Source organism: Sulfuricurvum sp. MLSB (assembly GCF_000747095.1).
GTDB lineage: Bacteria > Campylobacterota > Campylobacteria > Campylobacterales > Sulfurimonadaceae > Sulfuricurvum.
The window spans coordinates 1-16350 of sequence record NZ_JQGL01000119.1 but is presented as its reverse complement, the minus strand read 5'-3'; the positions used below and the strand labels follow the sequence as shown (position 1 = coordinate 16350).

The 16350-nt window shown below is 34.8% G+C and carries 22 protein-coding genes; 2 read left to right on the top strand and 20 right to left on the bottom strand.

Translation table 11 applies throughout. From position 1 onward, the window contains the following. From JU82_RS08600 to JU82_RS08505, 19 genes are all read right to left on the bottom strand, one after another. Positions 1-863 (bottom strand): hypothetical protein (locus JU82_RS08600; RefSeq protein WP_037949435.1); only part of this gene is annotated, 863 nt, incomplete at its 3' end. Continuing rightward, positions 863-1726, bottom strand: coding sequence for a hypothetical protein (locus tag JU82_RS11980; protein ID WP_294892654.1), 864 nt, complete (start codon positions 1724-1726; stop codon positions 863-865). The genes JU82_RS11980 and JU82_RS08600, both read right to left, overlap by 1 nt. After that, the gene (locus JU82_RS08590; RefSeq protein WP_037949433.1) at positions 1723-3636 is read right to left on the bottom strand and encodes a hypothetical protein; all 1914 of its coding nucleotides are present in this window, start codon (positions 3634-3636) and stop codon (positions 1723-1725) included. Before JU82_RS08590 ends, JU82_RS11980 begins: the two co-directional genes overlap by 4 nt. Next, complete coding sequence (locus tag JU82_RS08585) at positions 3636-5807, bottom strand: hypothetical protein (protein ID WP_037949431.1); 2172 nt, start codon at positions 5805-5807, stop codon at positions 3636-3638. Before JU82_RS08585 ends, JU82_RS08590 begins: the two co-directional genes overlap by 1 nt. Then, positions 5791-6039 (bottom strand): hypothetical protein, encoded by a 249-nt coding sequence (locus JU82_RS08580; protein WP_294892652.1) that lies wholly within the window; start codon positions 6037-6039, stop codon positions 5791-5793. Before JU82_RS08580 ends, JU82_RS08585 begins: the two co-directional genes overlap by 17 nt. A 68-nt stretch (positions 6040-6107) precedes the next feature. Beyond that, positions 6108-6461, bottom strand: coding sequence for a hypothetical protein (locus JU82_RS08575; protein ID WP_037949429.1), 354 nt, complete (start codon positions 6459-6461; stop codon positions 6108-6110). A gap of 4 nt (positions 6462-6465) precedes the next feature. Then, positions 6466-6927 carry a phage tail tube protein gene (locus tag JU82_RS08570; protein ID WP_037949427.1) on the bottom strand — a complete coding sequence of 154 codons (462 nt, stop codon included), beginning with the start codon at positions 6925-6927 and terminating at the stop codon, positions 6466-6468. Beyond that, positions 6908-7267: a hypothetical protein gene (locus JU82_RS08565; protein WP_294892648.1), complete on the bottom strand. Its 360-nt coding sequence runs from the start codon at positions 7265-7267 to the stop codon at positions 6908-6910. The genes JU82_RS08570 and JU82_RS08565 overlap by 20 nt, the downstream gene beginning before the upstream one ends. A 52-nt stretch (positions 7268-7319) precedes the next feature. Then, positions 7320-7826 (bottom strand): HK97-gp10 family putative phage morphogenesis protein, encoded by a 507-nt coding sequence (locus tag JU82_RS08560; RefSeq protein WP_037949422.1) that lies wholly within the window; start codon positions 7824-7826, stop codon positions 7320-7322. After that, positions 7826-8182, bottom strand: coding sequence for a head-tail adaptor protein (locus tag JU82_RS08555; protein WP_037949420.1), 357 nt, complete (start codon positions 8180-8182; stop codon positions 7826-7828). The genes JU82_RS08560 and JU82_RS08555 overlap by 1 nt, the downstream gene beginning before the upstream one ends. After that, positions 8179-8607 carry a head-tail connector protein gene (locus tag JU82_RS08550; protein WP_037949418.1) on the bottom strand — a complete coding sequence of 143 codons (429 nt, stop codon included), beginning with the start codon at positions 8605-8607 and terminating at the stop codon, positions 8179-8181. The genes JU82_RS08555 and JU82_RS08550 overlap by 4 nt, the downstream gene beginning before the upstream one ends. Positions 8608-8654: 47 nt before the next feature. Beyond that, the gene (locus tag JU82_RS08545; RefSeq protein ID WP_037949416.1) at positions 8655-9821 is read right to left on the bottom strand and encodes a phage major capsid protein; all 1167 of its coding nucleotides are present in this window, start codon (positions 9819-9821) and stop codon (positions 8655-8657) included. A gap of 3 nt (positions 9822-9824) precedes the next feature. Next, a complete protein-coding gene (locus tag JU82_RS08540) occupies positions 9825-10517 on the bottom strand; it encodes an HK97 family phage prohead protease (RefSeq protein ID WP_294892645.1) in 693 nt (230 codons plus the stop codon). Further along, positions 10514-11284 (bottom strand): phage minor head protein, encoded by a 771-nt coding sequence (locus JU82_RS11975; protein WP_294892644.1) that lies wholly within the window; start codon positions 11282-11284, stop codon positions 10514-10516. Before JU82_RS11975 ends, JU82_RS08540 begins: the two co-directional genes overlap by 4 nt. After that, positions 11262-12629 (bottom strand): phage portal protein, encoded by a 1368-nt coding sequence (locus JU82_RS08530; protein ID WP_037949414.1) that lies wholly within the window; start codon positions 12627-12629, stop codon positions 11262-11264. The genes JU82_RS11975 and JU82_RS08530 overlap by 23 nt, the downstream gene beginning before the upstream one ends. A gap of 33 nt (positions 12630-12662) precedes the next feature. Then, positions 12663-13874, bottom strand: coding sequence for a PBSX family phage terminase large subunit (locus tag JU82_RS11970; protein WP_294892642.1), 1212 nt, complete (start codon positions 13872-13874; stop codon positions 12663-12665). Continuing rightward, entirely contained in the window at positions 13858-14238 is a 381-nt protein-coding gene (locus JU82_RS08515; RefSeq protein ID WP_037949413.1) for a hypothetical protein, read from the bottom strand. Before JU82_RS08515 ends, JU82_RS11970 begins: the two co-directional genes overlap by 17 nt. Next, positions 14238-14456 (bottom strand): hypothetical protein, encoded by a 219-nt coding sequence (locus JU82_RS08510; protein WP_037949411.1) that lies wholly within the window; start codon positions 14454-14456, stop codon positions 14238-14240. The genes JU82_RS08515 and JU82_RS08510 overlap by 1 nt, the downstream gene beginning before the upstream one ends. After that, a complete protein-coding gene (locus JU82_RS08505) occupies positions 14453-14653 on the bottom strand; it encodes a hypothetical protein (protein ID WP_294892640.1) in 201 nt (66 codons plus the stop codon). The genes JU82_RS08510 and JU82_RS08505 overlap by 4 nt, the downstream gene beginning before the upstream one ends. 152 nt (positions 14654-14805) lie before the next feature. Here JU82_RS08505 and JU82_RS08500 point away from each other — a divergent pair, with 152 nt between their 5' ends. Continuing rightward, entirely contained in the window at positions 14806-15192 is a 387-nt protein-coding gene (locus JU82_RS08500; protein ID WP_037949407.1) for a hypothetical protein, read from the top strand. A 37-nt stretch (positions 15193-15229) separates the two neighbouring features. After that, entirely contained in the window at positions 15230-15526 is a 297-nt protein-coding gene (locus JU82_RS08495; RefSeq protein WP_037949405.1) for a hypothetical protein, read from the top strand. Between the two features lie 459 nt (positions 15527-15985). Here the strand turns inward: JU82_RS08495 and JU82_RS08485 are convergent, their stop codons facing one another. After that, the gene (locus JU82_RS08485; RefSeq protein WP_037949401.1) at positions 15986-16255 is read right to left on the bottom strand and encodes a DUF3850 domain-containing protein; all 270 of its coding nucleotides are present in this window, start codon (positions 16253-16255) and stop codon (positions 15986-15988) included. Between the last annotated feature and the right edge of the window lie 95 nt (positions 16256-16350).

Below are 16350 nucleotides of genomic sequence, written 5' to 3'. Positions count from 1 at the left end.
AAAAACATAGCACGTGCATCGGGTGTGTTTGCTGTTACTTTGACTTTTACTAATGTATTTTCGCCAATTGGGGTGTCAAGTGTTGCAATATATGAATCAATCGCAAAAAGAGTAACGTCGTCAAATCCTGTTACTCCAAACTCTTCTAAATCTGCTAAAGTTGCAGGAATGGTTAGTACGGATTGGGGAATCGCATTTACAACAGGGTTGTTCGGGTCGTCGTTATTCACTAAATTACCCGTTACGCTATTAATACCCGTTCCGAAAGATAATATTTGTAAATCATCCAAAGTCATTTGTAATTCCCCATCTCCATAAAATCCTAAATCCCCAATAAACAGATAAGGAATAGCGGATAACACAACAATATAGACTTTTTCAGAATCACTAAAATCTATCGCAGGGTCGCTAATATTCAATTGTCCTAAATTGTCAAATGAATAAGTAACAGTGTTGGCATCCGATTGAACAGCTAAATTTTCAGAATTAATTAAGATTAAACTATCAAAATCTAAAAATGAGCTAAGGGGGTTATAAACGCCAGTACTAAGTGGTATTTGATACGTTTGGCGGTATAGAAGTCCGTTTGATTTAATCAAAAAGAAGCGAAGGTAAACGATTTCACCGCTTGCAATGGTTATGTTTACTGAATTAAGAAAAGATAATAAATTAGCTTCTAAAACAGTCACGTTGTAATCCACTAAACGAGGTCTTACGTTTGGGTCGCCAACCGTTATTAAATCCAAAGCATTTGAAAGAGATGTTGTTTGTATTTCATCACCAACCCCAAACATAATTAAACTACTTAGCTGAATTGTGCCTGGTTGTAATTGATTAATTTTTATTTTTGTAATATCGCTCATTATGGTTCAATTATGTTATCATTTCCGTCCTCTACAAAGTCGTCGCCAGTGGCTAATCCTATATCGTTTATAATCAATCTTGGAACTCCCCATCCTGTTATTGTACCCTCAAAAGTAGCATCCTCATTAACGGGTGAGATTTCCGAAATTTGAGTAATATACCCGTCAAACTCATCTATGAATTGAGGCAAAGGCTCGGTATTCATAATTCTAAACGTTAAAAATCTGCGTTCTCTTTTGAACTGCCTAAGCCTATCGTAACTTACTAAATCATTAGGTGTTTCCGGAGGGTTTGCATTTGTGGTAATAACCACATAACTAATAGGCGTTGTGTTTGGGACTAATATTTCATAAGTAGCTGTCAAGTCGTTCATTATTACATTTAATGAGTTTCCGTTAGCTTCAAAAGTTGCTATTTCAGCATTGTAAGTGTTTAAATTTACAGCAAAGTTAAAAACTGTTTCTGTTATTGTGGCACCTCTTAAGATATAAAAAAATGGGTTTGCGGCTATTAATCCTGTGTCTGTTGTTATTGTTTTATTATAAAAATAAAAAACACCTTGATATTCTATTCTAAATTTAATAAAATCATCTGTATTATTTAAAAAAGTTAAAATAAATTTAGTTTGTACAAGGTTCTGAACATTTGATAAAAACAAGGTTCTTATTTGAAATCCAGTAAAATTAACGCTAAATCCTTGTTGAGTAGGTAAAGAAGTCCTCCAACCCTCTGAATTTCTTGTTGTTGTTGACAGCATCTCAACATCTTCATCCATTCCATTTGATGACAAACAAGCGATAGGCTGAAAAATATCACCCACTTTTACAAATAAAATTCTATCATTTCCTTGTATTATACTCATCCTTTTATTAATACATTTCGTTCATCGTCAAATATATAGCTTTTTTCATAATTTTTTGGAACTATTGCCGTAAAATATTGCTGACTTTCAATTGTGATTATATTATCCCTTGTGTTGTATTTATAATCAGTTATTAAAAAAGTGCCTTCCAATAAATGATAAGCAACCACTCCCCAATAGGGGACAAACCCGTAAACATCACCCCTGAAAATCATCTGTGGCCTTTGCATTAAATCTATACGCTCTCTACTTGTCAGCTCTAATAAGTCGGAATATAAAGTACCTGCATTGCCTTTTTGCCAAGAGTTTTGTGGTGTTATAACCGTTAAATTACTTTGATATAAATTGTTTAAAAATAGGTTGTTATTTTCGTTTGAATTTATAACTTTAACGGGCTCTTTTAAATATGAACTCGAGAAATTGTTACGAGTGCAATCGTGGTACTCTCCAAGACCTAATAAAGGGTCATCAAAAAAAACCTCTATACTGTGCGTTGTTATTGTAAAAGGAAACGTGACTATCCCAACTCTTCTTGGTCTGTAAATATCAATGTATAAGTCAACATTATTAATTTCTGGAGTCTCAATATTAGCTGAAACATTAGTAACTGCATTAAAAGTTGATTCTATTGTAACTATTGGAAGCCTATAAATAGTAAATTCATCAGTCCATTGATTTTCTCCATCAATTCTTTTTAGATAATATATATTGCTAGCTGCTACATCAACAGCTCTTATAACACATTGATAGGAAGCTTGTCCTTGATTTAAGTTGCTACCCCCAAAGATAGTGTAATTGAAATTTATATTAAAATGTAAAGGTCTTAAATGATATAATTGTATTGGCAACAATTGCGTAGCCCCTAATATGTTTGAAGTTGTGGAAAATGTTTTCAATTCACCATCAATAAACTCTGAATTTGATTCTAAATCATAATTCGTATTGTTAAAAGATTCAAATCCTTTATTCAAAAACCCTAACCACTTCTGCTCGAATCTAAAATTCTGCAATGCGGGCGCATAGCTTATTTCTTGATTTTCATTGCAATGGATAGCATCAAAAACTACTTCACTTGCTTGTGATTGTGAGCCTATTAAAGACGTAGGTCTTTCAAAAGTGCCATTCCTTGCCCAAGTAGGTACGCCCGTTGTTTCATTAATACCATCTAACCTCCAAACTATGCCCCTTTGTGTTGTTGCCGATACTACAAACGGTGTTCTTGCTATTAACCAAACTAAATTACCGTTTATATTCTGCTGTGATAAAGTGAAGTTGTACTTTTGAAGGATATCGTTTAAAATAGTTTGGCAGTCTAAAAAACGGCCGTTCTTATTCCTAAATACTTTATCATTTAAAATCCTTCTTAATTGACTCGTCAAATCATAGGTTAAAGGGGTTCCGTTTGGTAAAAATAAATTATTAATATCATCAAAAGTAGCTAAAGGCAAATCTAAATTTAACCGCTCTAAAATGCAATATAAATAATTAAACTCCTGAGGTGCTATTTCCTTTGCATCAAATTCATAATTCTTTAAAAAGGCTAATCCATCCACTGCCACAAGTCGAACGTTCCATTTATCAACTACATAACTCTGTGAAACTCCATCGGGATTTATCCATCCCCTAAATATTTCGTTACCGTTTCTGTAAAATTTAGCTAATAATTGAAATTCTTGTATTACGTTAAATTGCTCAAACGGCTGCTCTAAGGTAGCTAAAAAATCAATCTCTAAAGATGCCCCACGTACGGCAGTGAAAAAATCATCAACGCTTTTGTTTGATAACGTACAATACCCCTCCATAGGAATGACCTCCCCAAAAGGTAGGCCACGCTCTTCGATAATCAATTCAAAATTATCACCCGAGATGTTGCCGTAAGTCATTCTATATTTAGGTCTGTAAATTGCCATTATCCTATTCTATTTGCTTGGTTTTCCGCACGTCTTAAAACTCCCAAAAGGTCAGTCCCTGCTATTCTAAATACCACTTCATTATCCCTGTTGGCTGAAACGCTTTGAGTGAAAGATGAACCACTTGAAGCTGTGCTACTTGATGCACCGCCTCCACCACCTCCTCCAAGTCCACCGCTAGATGCTGAACCTATTGCTCCACCGATAGCCGTTAAGGCTATACCCGCAGCAATTAATCCAGCTGCGGCCGCTGGTGTGCCTATGCCTGTTGCTAAGGATTTTTTTACCTTATCAAAAAATAACGCTGCTGCACCGTATTTTATAAATAAACCCCCTAATTGTTTTAAGAAACTTCCCATAGATTGCAAAAGTGCATTTCCTAAATTACTCAACACATTACCACTTCCTGCTAAAGCATTACCTATTGCGTCGCCTAATGAGCTGAAAGTGTTTGCTATTGAATCGTTTATTAAGGTACTTATTTCGGCATCTAAATCTAACATCAAGTTTTGAATACGAATAAACTCCTCGCTTAATCTTTCTCTAAACGCTAATAATGGGTCAGCTGCAATTTGCCCCATTACAGGCCCTTCCGCAGTCATCCCGCTTTGGATTGGCTTTATCTGTCTACGACCACCTCCTGCTAATCCATTTGCAGCTCCTTCACTAACTGCATCTGAAACTGCTTCTTGTAACTTTTGTGTAGCTTCGGGTTTAGTTGTAAAATCAACCTCTTGAAGTTTTCGTGTCAATACGTTCTGAACTGCCTTTGCTTTATTTTCCGCAATATTACTAAATAACTTTTTTGCGTCGTTTGTAATTTCTGCAAATAAATTACTTGTGTTTTTAGTGACTGAATTGAAAGTTTTTGAAAGTGCATCTTTTATCCCTGTTAAGTCAAAAGTCAAAACAGAAAATATAAGCTTCGCAACCCCTTTTAACGCTTCGTAAATGTTCTTGAATACCGTTGTAACGATATTGTAAAGAGAAGTGAATACAAATTTAACCGCATCAAAAAGATTTTTAAATACTAGAATTACCGCCTCAATACCTATTCTAAAAATCATCGATTCGTTATAAAGTTTTATAAAATAGTTGACAATATTCTGTGCCCATCTTTTAATAGTATCCCAATTCTTAACAATTGCAATCGTTAGCAAAGTTATACCTGCAACGATTAAACCAATAGGCCCCGTTAAAACTGCTAAACCTTTTAATAAAATTGGTAAAAATTGTACAAAACCACCTATTGCAACTAATAATGGCCCCAAAGCAACTAACAAGCCTCCAACGATTAATATAACCTGTTTGATTGTCGGTGAAAGTTGCTGAAACCAATCAATAACGCTTCCTATTACGGAAACGAATTTCTCCATTGCAGGAACTATGTATTTGTCAATTAATGGTAATAGTGTATTTGTTAATAAAGGTGCTAATTTAGCCCCGATATTATTTTTTAATGCTTCAAATTTAGCCGATAATTTTTCAGTAGCTTGTCTAAATGCATTAGCACTTTGCAAGGCTTCATTGCTCATTACAAGCCCTAAAGATTGGGCTTCTTCTCTTAATTGGGTAATACCATCACCCCCCAAAGATAAAATAGGTGCGATGTCCTTCCAAGCCCCTCCAAATAATTGTGAACCTAAAGTGTTTCGCTCCGTTATATTCTCCAAAGACGCAAGTTTCATTATAGTTTCATCAACTATATCACCCGCATTTCTTATCTGTCCATTAGCGTCTTTACTCGCTATTCCTAATCCTTGCAATACCTTAACGGCTGGGCTACCTTCTTCCCCAACGTCTTTTAAACGTCTAACGAGCCCCTCTGCCGCATTTGTTACCGTTTCTGTACTTACACCCGCTATTTTAGCTACATATTGCCACTCTTGTATAGCATCGGTTGTCATCCCTGTAATGTCTGACAAATCCAAAAGTCTATCAGCTACATTACCCACATTTTTTGCGAGTAATCCCATAGCTCCAACCCCTGCGATAATACCCGCAGATAAAGCGGAAAACTTAACGCCAACGTCAACAATTCCTTTGCCTACTTTATCAAAAGATTCTTTGGTTCTATCGGCAAAAGATTTAATTGAACCCGAAGCTTTTTCAAGCCCCTTGTTCAAATCCGACAAATCAACGCCTATGCTAAAATTAAGTTTTTCGCTCATTTTGGTATTTTCTAAATGCTTTTAAAAAGTTCTCTTTTTGCTCATCACTAACCCTTTTTTGTTGCTCCATTCCTAAAGGTAAGAATTTTTCTTTTGTCTTTGGTAGCTTTTTTGGGTCTAAATGCGAACCTACTAAACTTGAATAAGCAACCTCGCGAACTTTTAACCAATCTTGACGGTCTTTTCTTTTATATCCAAATGACCTAAGTTGAAACTCCCGCCAACTCATCATATACACTTGCCTCAGGGAGTCGCAACCTAACTCAAACAAACAAAAAGAAAAAACTTCTTCATCAAAATTTATCTTTTTACTTTTGGTCGGTGGCTCTTTCCCTCCACCTTCTCCTTTCCCAACTGTGTGGTAATTGAAGTCGTAAATACCGTTAATAAATTCTGTATCGCCTCCGATTGAATCCCCCCTACATTGTCAACTTCATTAATCACATCGTTAAGCGATACTTTTTCCAATCCTGTTAAAGTTGCGGTACAATTTATACCACAATGAATAAACAAAGGAATGTATTTAAAAGGGTTTTTAGATAGGCAGTTAAACGACTCTTGTATGTCGTTTGTTCCTGATTGCTCAATCCATTCGCCTAAAAAATAAGTTCCAAAGATTATTTCTCTATTAAAAAAAGTTGCTCTATTGTTCATAATATTATACGCTTGGCGCTACGTTAGGGTCTGTTCTTAAAATCGCACCGTTTCCATCTAAAGTAGCTGAAAAAGTACTGTTTTCGTTTACCGCTTGGTCTAAAGATAAATCAGTTATTAATGCAGTGCCATAATACTTTACAGAACTTTCATTGCTCATATCGGTATCTAATTTCCATTGCTGTAATTCTCTTGACTCTTGCAATACTAATAAAGCATCGTGTGAGGCTTTAGCATCATCTCCGCCCTCTGTTGTTGTGTCGATATATTCGCCATCTGCCGAAAGTGAATAATTAAATACACCCGCACTTTTTTCAGTTACGCCTGGCGCACATTTTGTTTGTCTTTCAATAACCTCAACGGTTGTAGATAGTGAATTTGATGTTAGACAAGCGATAGGCTTCCACGCATCGTCTAAGTAAAGGAATAATATTCCATTTTCGCCTTTAATCGGTGTTGTACTCATTTTGATAAAGTTTTAAATTAATTGTTACTATTGTTCTATTTATGATTTCATTCAATCCGTATGTTACTAAATCTGTGGAACTATACGCTTTTGTTGTTGGCGTAAATTCTTCAATCTCAAATAATTCATAAGCAACTGCGACTTCATTTTCTGCGTCGTTTATAGCTGCTCTTGAACCCGTATTACCAACATTTGGCACTCTTTGTATGATTTCAATCAATATAGTAGAATCCCAATTTTTTACGCATTTATTACCGTGTTCTAATACTTTGATCTGTGTTGACAAAAGTACGCAAAAATCTTCATTATCTACACCTTGAGAACTGTCAAATACGTTCAAACCTTCACCCGTTAGGTAGTGATAAAAGTATTTCCGTATGTATTTATCAGGATTAAGCATTTCGCATAAAATTTACCATATCTCTACTAAATTGTTTTTTTACTTTTTGCCAAGCCGGATACATAAACGGTTGAGGTCGCATACCTTCTCTAAATATTGTAACCATTATTGGATAAGCATATTTCTCATCTATTCCTTTTAATCTGCACCAATTACGCAAACGTTCCAAAATATCATCCTTACTAAAGTTCTGACCTTTAAATCCGTTCGCTAATTCTGCCCATTCACTTGGAACTGATACTTTTCCGCCCGTTCCAAACTCGATATACGGTGCATAATCCGCATTGGCTACAACTGACTGCTCTAATTTATCTGAACTTATTTCTATACCTATTGACTGTCTTAATTTACCAAAAGCAATAGGAGCGTTTTTAACCGCCTCGTTTCTGCCCTCAAAAGCATTGGCACTTACTATCTGAACGCATTGCTTTTCAATGTCTTTTCTTGCCTTCTTAAAGCTATCTACCAACTCACGAACTCCTGTTACTTTTGATGACATTATACGCTTGGTGTTGGAATAGGTTGTTTTAATGCTTTTGGATTAACACAATTGATTCTAATTTGCGTTTCTAATTGTGTCAATTCTATATTTTGAATCGTGTATTGATAACCGTTAAAAACAACAAAATTAACATTACTATCGATTTCTCTTTTTCTAATTATAAAAGACTGGTCGTATTTGTCAAACACTTGACCGCCCGTACTGTAATTTGTTGCACGTGGTTCGATTCTACGTGCGTAAATATCTGTAATTTTTTCATTCTGTACCGTATTGCCTCCATAACCGTCTTGCACCTTAGTAACCTCCCAAAGTTCAATCATACAGTTATATTTTCTCGCTTCAATCGGTATCATAAATGGAACCTTCTATATTTTTCAATCACTTGTTTAATTGTCATCGGCATTAATCCTGTATTTTGCTCTTGCTCTGTTGAATAATACCAAACTTTAGTAATATCCAATATACATTGGATAATATCCGCAGGGATATCTGCCTCTGTTTCGTAGCCTACTTCTAATGTGATAAAAGAAGTTTCTACACAATAGTTAGGAACGTAATAATTCGCTCGTTTAGTTAGAGTTGAGGTGTCTGTAATCGGAAAGTCATATATTCTAAACGGAGAATAATAATCTTTGTCTATTAACCCAAATATATGATTTGTTTCATTTGAAAAATATTGAAATGCACCGTTTACCATTGACTCAATTTCGGCATCATCAAAAATTTGGTCAGGATCAACTCTCAAATAATTCTTTACTCTTTCTAACTCTAATAACATAGCTTTTAATTTAAAAAAGGGAGGCGGTTAAACCTCCCTTAGTTTATTTATACTGATGGAGGTGTTCCATCCAATTCACCTCTAACGAATGCTAAAGGTTGCTCAATTACTAACACATTGCTTTCCTCTACTCTTGTAGTGATAGCGTTGTATTGTACGTTGTCAACATCTTGCTCAAAGAACTCAACTTTAAGACCATCTGTAACGTACTTGTACGCCTGTGTCCAATCTCCAACGATAAACTCACCCGCAGTTACGAAAGTAGCTTTATAAACAGGAATACCGTTTACAGTCAATTGACCGTTTACAAATGTTACCGTATTTGGTAAAGAAAATTGATTGTTGTCATCTCTTGTAACAGAAATGTTAGCCCAATCCGTTGGATTCAATACGATTCCGTTTACTGCAAAATCCGCAGCCTCCAATTGTGCAATAGCCTCTACTAAAGCAACTACTCCAACTCCCGTACCTGTGTAAACAGATGCAGCAGCTTTCAATGCACCGTAAAAAGAAGCGTTTTCAGATTTGAAATAGTTTCTTCTTAACATTTGAGGTAAACGTGATTGCATCCAAGGCAAGTTACGCATCATTGATTTATGGAAACGGTATAAACCTGCACGGTAAGAAGCTGTAAATACAACAGGCGGAATGTCAAAGTCTTGTTCAGGTTTTGCATCTCCTTTTGTTACCGAAGCAATTGCATTCGCAGTAGCTGCTTCTCTCCAAATTCTAATAGTGTCTTCTGAACCCGTAACCGTAGCTACTAAATTAGCGAAGTTTACAAGTGGAGTAGGTAAGATAACCGCATCACCTTGTCTAATAACCGCACCACCATTCTCATTAGCCAAACCACCTGTTAAAGTGTTGTTTGTGTTAATGGTCAAGTCTTTCATTTCAAAAGCAACCGAACGCCCTTTGCTTACTAATTGTAAATCCGCGTGTTTCTCTTGAATAGATTTAGAAAACTCATTCGAGAAGGATTTAACCTCAGTTTTAGTTTGCTTTGCTTTTGCCTCTGCTACTAAAGCATCAATACGAGTCTCTAACGCTTTTACTTCCGCATCTTTAGCGTTTAGGGTTTCAGTCATTTTTGTTTCCAAACCTGCAAACAATTCATTCGCCTTAGTTTGAATAGTTGTGTCCAATCCTGCTATTTTAGCGTCAAAATCGGCTTTCTTTTGCTCTAATAGAGCTTTGATTTCTTCTGGTGTCATTTCTTAAAATTTAAAATTTTTAATTGTTTCTAATATCTCTGCATCTTGCGGCTCTGTTTGAGTGACTTCTGTCGGCTCTGTGAGTGCATCCTTTTTGCCTAATTCATAAGATTGCAATTGCAATTCTTTCAATGCTAATTCTAAAAGCGTAAAAGTTTCATCTGTGAAAGTTCCGTTTCTAAACGCTTTTAAAATTGCTTTTTCTCTTTCGTTTATATCCTCTTTCGTGAAGGATTTCAACCCCGTAAATATTGCATCAGGATTGGCACCAAGTGTAACGTTTGAGCCCTCGTACAATTTCACCTCTTTGATGTATCTTTTCTTGGTGTTGTTGTTCCATTCGCTGACAATAGTACTGAATCCGATTGAGTGCTCTTTTAATATTCCTGCCTCGTATAGCTTAATAGCATCATTTGAGTAGGTTGTATCGGGCAAAGGTTGAGAAACAAATTTCAATCCATACTCATCTTGTGCCAACTCTTGGAATTTACCGTGTGGTTGGCTCCAATTGTGCTGATTTAAAAAGAATATTTGATTTGAACGCTCCATTAACGTCTTCGTAAATGCACCATCCTCAATTATATCATCATCCAAATCAGTATTGCCAAAGCGTGAAAGATAACCCGTTACAATTCTTTTATTAGAATCAATGTCATCTACACCCCCCGTTATACTTTTATACTCTAATTTTTTCATACTGTAAATATTAAATTACCTTGCGTATCTCTTTTTGGAATTTGTAGAAACGTGCATCTACAATTTACCACCTCACTTGCATCTCCATTCGGGTCGCCCGGATACATTAAACCGTTCCCAAAAGGCTCATCTTGTTCAACTCTTGTGCCATCCATTAATTGATGACTTTCTCTAACTTCTCCATCACCTGCACTTATCCACTCCTTATCCAAAAGAACATCGCTATCCGCTCCTACTTGGTTTACTGCCATATTCATTGCAGTAGTTGTTTCTGTTCGTGCTATTCGTAACGATTGCCATTTATAAAATTTAGGGTCGTTTACAAATTCAGTAATAGCACTTGCTATGTCAACTATATCCAAATTCAAACTAATATATTCCGTTATCAATTTGTTTAAATCTGTCAATAACGTGGCTTTCATTGTCACAACCTTTGAAGCTAAAGCGGGTGTTATTTGTCTAATAACAAAATCCCTCCATACTTCACTAAAAAAAGGACTAACCCTTTTTACTTGCTTTGCTATATCTTTTTTGGCTATCTCTCCCGTTTGAGTACCTGCCTTAATATAAAAATCAATTAGCGTTTGCTCAAAGTTTTTTAGGTTCAAATATAACAAAACTCCTTCATAGTTCGACTCGTCAATAATCGCTAAATTTAAAGAACGTATATCTTTACGCAATGCCTTTTGAATATCACGGGTTAATAATCGCTCATTCTTGCCGTGTAAAGCTAAAAATAATTGTCTATATCTTTGGGCTTTCGTCATCAGGAATATTTGCTAAAAATGAACTGTTTAACATCGCCTCGTCTAATCTTATTTTTCCCTTTCCTATCCAAACATCATCCATACCATCCCCTTCTAATCTTTCAAATTTAATCAATTCTCGGATTTCATTAAGTGTTACCGGTGCTTTATCTAACCACTCCATTAACATCTTAATATCCTCTTGAAGTTCGGGCATCTCCGATATGTCAAAGCAAAGTTTATACCCTTTGTAGTCTGAAAAGAAAGGAATGAAATATTTATTAAGTGCCTCCTCTATCATCAATAAATCAGGGTAAATATTATCTGTAAGAACGGATTTTTTAGCTTCTTTCAATTCGGAACCACCCAAACCGCTTTTGCCGTCGTTGTTCATTAACTCATCTGCCCATCCTAACACGTTACAGATAGTTTTTCTATCCCATTGTAAAGCCACCCACGGCTCTAACTCATCATTTCCTAAAGCTATTCTTTGAAAACCTATCTCTTTTGAAATACCTGCAATTTTAGCCATTCTTTCCTTAGACAAGTCCATATCTTTTATACGCTCTGTGAATTGTTGGGCTTGTGACTCTGTCAAAGATTCACCTTTAGCAAATATAAACCCAAAAGCCCCCGAACTTTTCAACATCTTATTCAAATGTTTATTAGCTGAAATTTGATTTTCTATGTTTAAATATGCTGCCTTTAATGGTGATTGACCATACATTTGACTAGCTTCAAAAGTCCAATCGGGATTAGGTGTTTTAATATGGATTACTTCCTCCTCTAAAAAAGGGATTGATTGCGTTTGATAAATTAGTTGATAACCTAATACAGGGCTTTCCAATGTGAAATTAAAAGCATTTGGTTTAATTAGTATCTGAATCAAATGAGAAGGCAGTACATAGATTGCAATCGGTTTTCCTTGCTCATTCTTTAAAATGTAAAGAAACACATTACCACAAGCCTTTAAATAGATTTTGTATAATTGGAAAAACTCTGACCACCCCATAAGAGGGTTCGGTCTTTCAAGCGGTATTGGCTTATATTGCTCCTTATCAAATGTTTTTGATTGTGCTTTTAATTCAGTCAATACACCTTGTGTTGTTGGGTGAAATTGCTTTCTTTTTTGTTGGTATGATTTATAGCTTTCGTCAGATTTTATCTTTTTGCAGTAGTAAGGAACGGTTGATGTCTTGTTGGCCATTTGCGTTAAAATAGCATAAACATCAGGATTTTGCATAAATGCTGTTTCAATAGCCCACGTAGATTTATAGTCAATCGTCACCTCACCGCCTCCAATGTTTTGAAAATACAAAGCATTGACTTTATTTACTACTGTTTTCTTGAACCAGTCTAAAATCATCTATACAAATTTTTACAAATATAAACAAATATTTTAATACAAAAATAAATCTACATTACTTTTTGCGGAAAGTTCTGTAACGCCCCAAACCAATGCATCTACCCTATCGGGTGAAGTTGTATTTTTATCAGGGTTAAAAGTCACCATTTGACGCTCCAATATAGGAAAATCACCAACGTGAAATACTTTATTATTCTCGTATAATTGATAAATAGGCTCTGCACGTGTGAACTTCCCTTTTGTTGCGGTTACTAATTTAATAAGATTGTTTGCATCTTGATTAGCTAAAACAGCCTTTACCATATCGCCTCCTTGATTCTTTTCTGCCACATAGTAATCGCAACCATAAGCAACAAAAGCTTGATGTGCTACCTTTGCCCATTCCGTTGGAGAGTAACGCCCTGATAAATCGTCTAAAATATAGTACTTATCATCAGCATAACCAACAACAATTATTCCTGTTTCATCACTATTCTTTGTTGCGGTTGTTGCCGGGTCGATAGCCACAACGCACCTAAGGTTGTCGGGTTTTACTTTTATCTTTGCTCTGTTTATTATTGCGGTGTTCCAAAGTATGCCTTCGCTATCCTCAATCCAATCACCCATAAACAAATGGTTAAACCTATCTAAATTATGATTCTTTACCGTTTCCGCTTGTTGTAGGAAAGAGTCTGAAAGGTTTTGAATATTGTCTAAATAGGTGGTATGAATAAATGTTGTGTTTGGCCGTTCCTTTTCAATCCAATTCTTATAAATCCAATGTTGCTTATTGCTTGGATTCATTATCATTATTACTCTATTGTATTTATTTTTTGCCCTGATTGAAAGGTCTATTTTGTCAAATATATCCTCATCGACTAACTCCTCCGCTTCGTCTAACACAAAGCACGTAACTCCCGATATAGATTTAAGGTTTGCAGTTGCTGTTCCTTGTGAGGTTTTAATCCCTTTAAATAATATTTTTGAGCCTGTTTTTTTGTTTACTATTTCATTTTGTTTTACATCAAAATCATTTTCTAGGTTCATTAACTCAATTTTTTCAATAAACTCTGGTATGATTGATATTTGAGCAGATACCATGGTCCAACGTGTAAATAGTATTATTTCGTTTGGTTCATAAGTAAGGTTTAAAAGAAACAAAGAGGCATGAAAAGATTTTGCACTCCCTCTGCCTCCTGTTATTAGATAATATCTTGTTTCTGGTGGATTGTAAAATAACGGTTGATAATTAGCTATCAGATTCATTTTTTATCCATTGTATTGGTGGGTTGATTGGTTTGTCGTCTGTTGTAATGTCGCTTCTGTCTTTCCAACCATGATTGCTTTTAAGGTTTATAATGCCAGCAGCAACATTAATATTTCCTTTTTTGGTGTTACGAAAACAATTAACCTCACAGTTGCTTAAAATCTTTGCTTTTAAATATTTTAACTCAGGATATTTATTTATAATATAATCAAACGTTCCCTTGTCCGTTCTTAAGTCATAAGCAACCTCCCCTATGAAGTCATAGTTTTCTCCTCTTGAAAGGTCTTCTGCTTTATGCATAAATTGTTCAGCCTTTTCAAAAGTCCAAACCTCTGCATTAGTATTTCCTTTCGGTGCTGCCATTACTCTCCTTTTTTACGTTTTACTGTTTTGGGCTTTTCGCTTTTAATAGCTGTGCCTTTTTCAATTTTAGTAACTTCAAAATATTTAGGGAAGTCTTTTCCTAAAGTTGCTTCCATTTGCTCCTTACGTTCTAAAGTAACTTTGAAAATTTCATTTACTAAACGCTCTCTATTTACAGTAGAGTCAATTATTTTCTTTTTTGTTTTTAATGTTATCATAATTCCAATGATTTTAAATAATTTTCTAAAAAATCTTTTTCATGCTTTAAACTTTCAATTTCTAACTCTAAAAGATTCTGTTTTAATAAAATTTCATCTTTAAGATATTTAATAGTAACCTCTAATTGTTGGATTCTATTTTTTTGACCTTTAACCCACAGTTCAACGCTTTTTTCAAAATCTGTATCTACACTCATCATATTAAATTATAATTACTAAGATATATCGTTACTTTCATAAACACAAAGATAAAAATAAAAAAGTTAAAATTATGTTAAAATTGCTAAAAGACTTGCGGGGAACATAAATGTACACTATATTTGTATAAGAAATTTAAACAATAGGAATTATGAACGCATATACTCAAATATTAGAAAAAGCAGCAAGTCAATTAAATTTTGATTTTAATGTTTGCCAATCAGACAAAAGCGAAGCTTCTTACTTGCTTATTGCTTGTTATAGCAACTCTAATTTAAAAGATGTATATTCTTGTTTAGGTGTTCGTTTAGCAAATCACGAAGCAATGACTGCTAATTCTAAAAATTACGAATTACAATTAGACAACGGTTTTGAATTTGATTATGCTTCAAAAACTTTTTCTACAACTTGGGGGATTGATGAAGATGGCGATTTCTCTACTGAATGTTTAGAAGAAGAAATGACCTTTTCTAATGACGAAGAAATGATAGTTTACATGTCAAATTGTTTGGCGGTTAAATTACAAGATAAAATATAACAATTAATCAGGGGTGCGACTGTAACGCACTTTTATTATGAAAAAAACAGCATTAGAATTAAAGCGATTAATCGAGGAGCGGATTTTAGAATTAGGAATAACCTCAGCTAGTTTTGAAGAGTACGAGATTGACGGATTAATATATCAGGTTGACTATAAAGCAACGATTGAAACTAAAGAGGGTTTGCAATCAGGCGATAGAGACGTTCCGCACGATAGCGACGAACTTACAGTTGTGTTTAGTGATTTGGAAGTTAGAGATATTTGGAACGATATGGAACCTGCAAACGAAAATTTAAAAGCGGTTAATTGGGAGTTATGGAAATTAGTGTAATCTTAGAAAAATACGGAATGAGTGGCAAAAAAGCTGCTGAGGTGATGGGCATATCATACGGCTACTTTCGTAAGTGCCGAAGCGATAAAAGCGATAAGAAATTTAAAGATAAACATTTAGATAAACTTAAACAATTTTTAAAGATATGAGCATAAGAGCAAAAGTAAAGTACTACAATTGGTGCGTGGCATTAGGTATTGATTTAAGAAACTTCGACCCGCACCGCATTGACTTCGGTAAATTGATTAAAAAATCAAGTTTTAAAAATCGAAGTCAGGAAATAAAAGAGAAATATAACTATAAATTTGATAAAAATGAAACTAATTGAAAACCTAACCGACCGAAAAGCTAAGGTAGCTTTTTTTCTACTTCTAATTGTCTTAATTGTCATCCCTTCGATATGTTTAATATCGATGTGGTAAAAAATAAAACCCCGCCTAATTGGTGGGGTTTTTGGTTTTAGTTTTTAGGGTTAATCCACTCTTTTATATCTACAGAAAAGGCGACATAACCATTCGCTAATCCTTCAAAGTTATGAAGAACATAAAGTATTTGTCCGTTTACCTCTCTACCTGGAAATTTATTTTCAATAGGGTCATACTCTTGCAAAGTAATCCAGTCCCCACCTTGAAAATCTCTGTCGTTTTTTCTAACTTCAAATGTTTTTGTACATTCCCAAACTCTTTCAAAAAATGGCTGTACTGTTTTTAATTTATGAGTTCTATTCATTTTGTTTAGTTTTTAATATTTCTTTAACACTTTTTTAGTTGTTAAGTTGTTGGTTTATTGTAAGTTAAATAAAAGTCTGTGCTATCCGCTAGTTA

What these genes read in the sequence shown, in the direction of transcription:
- JU82_RS08510 (WP_037949411.1), bottom strand. Translation starts at nt 14,456, where the DNA reads ATGATAACATTAAAAACAAAAAAGAAAATAATTGACTCTACTGTAAAT.
- JU82_RS08505 (WP_294892640.1), bottom strand. Translation starts at nt 14,653, where the DNA reads ATGAGTGTAGATACAGATTTTGAAAAAAGCGTTGAACTGTGGGTTAAA.
- JU82_RS08500 (WP_037949407.1), top strand. Translation starts at nt 14,806, where the DNA reads ATGAACGCATATACTCAAATATTAGAAAAAGCAGCAAGTCAATTAAAT.
- JU82_RS08585 (WP_037949431.1), bottom strand. Translation starts at nt 5,807, where the DNA reads ATGAGCGAAAAACTTAATTTTAGCATAGGCGTTGATTTGTCGGATTTG.
- JU82_RS08550 (WP_037949418.1), bottom strand. Translation starts at nt 8,607, where the DNA reads ATGTTATTAGAGTTAGAAAGAGTAAAGAATTATTTGAGAGTTGATCCT.
- JU82_RS08590 (WP_037949433.1), bottom strand. Translation starts at nt 3,636, where the DNA reads ATGGCAATTTACAGACCTAAATATAGAATGACTTACGGCAACATCTCG.
- JU82_RS08545 (WP_037949416.1), bottom strand. Translation starts at nt 9,821, where the DNA reads ATGACACCAGAAGAAATCAAAGCTCTATTAGAGCAAAAGAAAGCCGAT.
- JU82_RS08540 (WP_294892645.1), bottom strand. Translation starts at nt 10,517, where the DNA reads ATGAAAAAATTAGAGTATAAAAGTATAACGGGGGGTGTAGATGACATT.
- JU82_RS08515 (WP_037949413.1), bottom strand. Translation starts at nt 14,238, where the DNA reads ATGGCAGCACCGAAAGGAAATACTAATGCAGAGGTTTGGACTTTTGAA.
- JU82_RS08575 (WP_037949429.1), bottom strand. Translation starts at nt 6,461, where the DNA reads ATGAACAATAGAGCAACTTTTTTTAATAGAGAAATAATCTTTGGAACT.
- JU82_RS08560 (WP_037949422.1), bottom strand. Translation starts at nt 7,826, where the DNA reads ATGTCATCAAAAGTAACAGGAGTTCGTGAGTTGGTAGATAGCTTTAAG.
- JU82_RS08485 (WP_037949401.1), bottom strand. Translation starts at nt 16,255, where the DNA reads ATGAATAGAACTCATAAATTAAAAACAGTACAGCCATTTTTTGAAAGA.
- JU82_RS11970 (WP_294892642.1), bottom strand. Translation starts at nt 13,874, where the DNA reads ATGAATCTGATAGCTAATTATCAACCGTTATTTTACAATCCACCAGAA.
- JU82_RS08495 (WP_037949405.1), top strand. Translation starts at nt 15,230, where the DNA reads ATGAAAAAAACAGCATTAGAATTAAAGCGATTAATCGAGGAGCGGATT.
- JU82_RS08555 (WP_037949420.1), bottom strand. Translation starts at nt 8,182, where the DNA reads ATGATACCGATTGAAGCGAGAAAATATAACTGTATGATTGAACTTTGG.
- JU82_RS08530 (WP_037949414.1), bottom strand. Translation starts at nt 12,629, where the DNA reads ATGATTTTAGACTGGTTCAAGAAAACAGTAGTAAATAAAGTCAATGCT.
- JU82_RS11975 (WP_294892644.1), bottom strand. Translation starts at nt 11,284, where the DNA reads ATGACGAAAGCCCAAAGATATAGACAATTATTTTTAGCTTTACACGGC.
- JU82_RS11980 (WP_294892654.1), bottom strand. Translation starts at nt 1,726, where the DNA reads ATGAGTATAATACAAGGAAATGATAGAATTTTATTTGTAAAAGTGGGT.
- JU82_RS08570 (WP_037949427.1), bottom strand. Translation starts at nt 6,927, where the DNA reads ATGAGTACAACACCGATTAAAGGCGAAAATGGAATATTATTCCTTTAC.
- JU82_RS08580 (WP_294892652.1), bottom strand. Translation starts at nt 6,039, where the DNA reads ATGATGAGTTGGCGGGAGTTTCAACTTAGGTCATTTGGATATAAAAGA.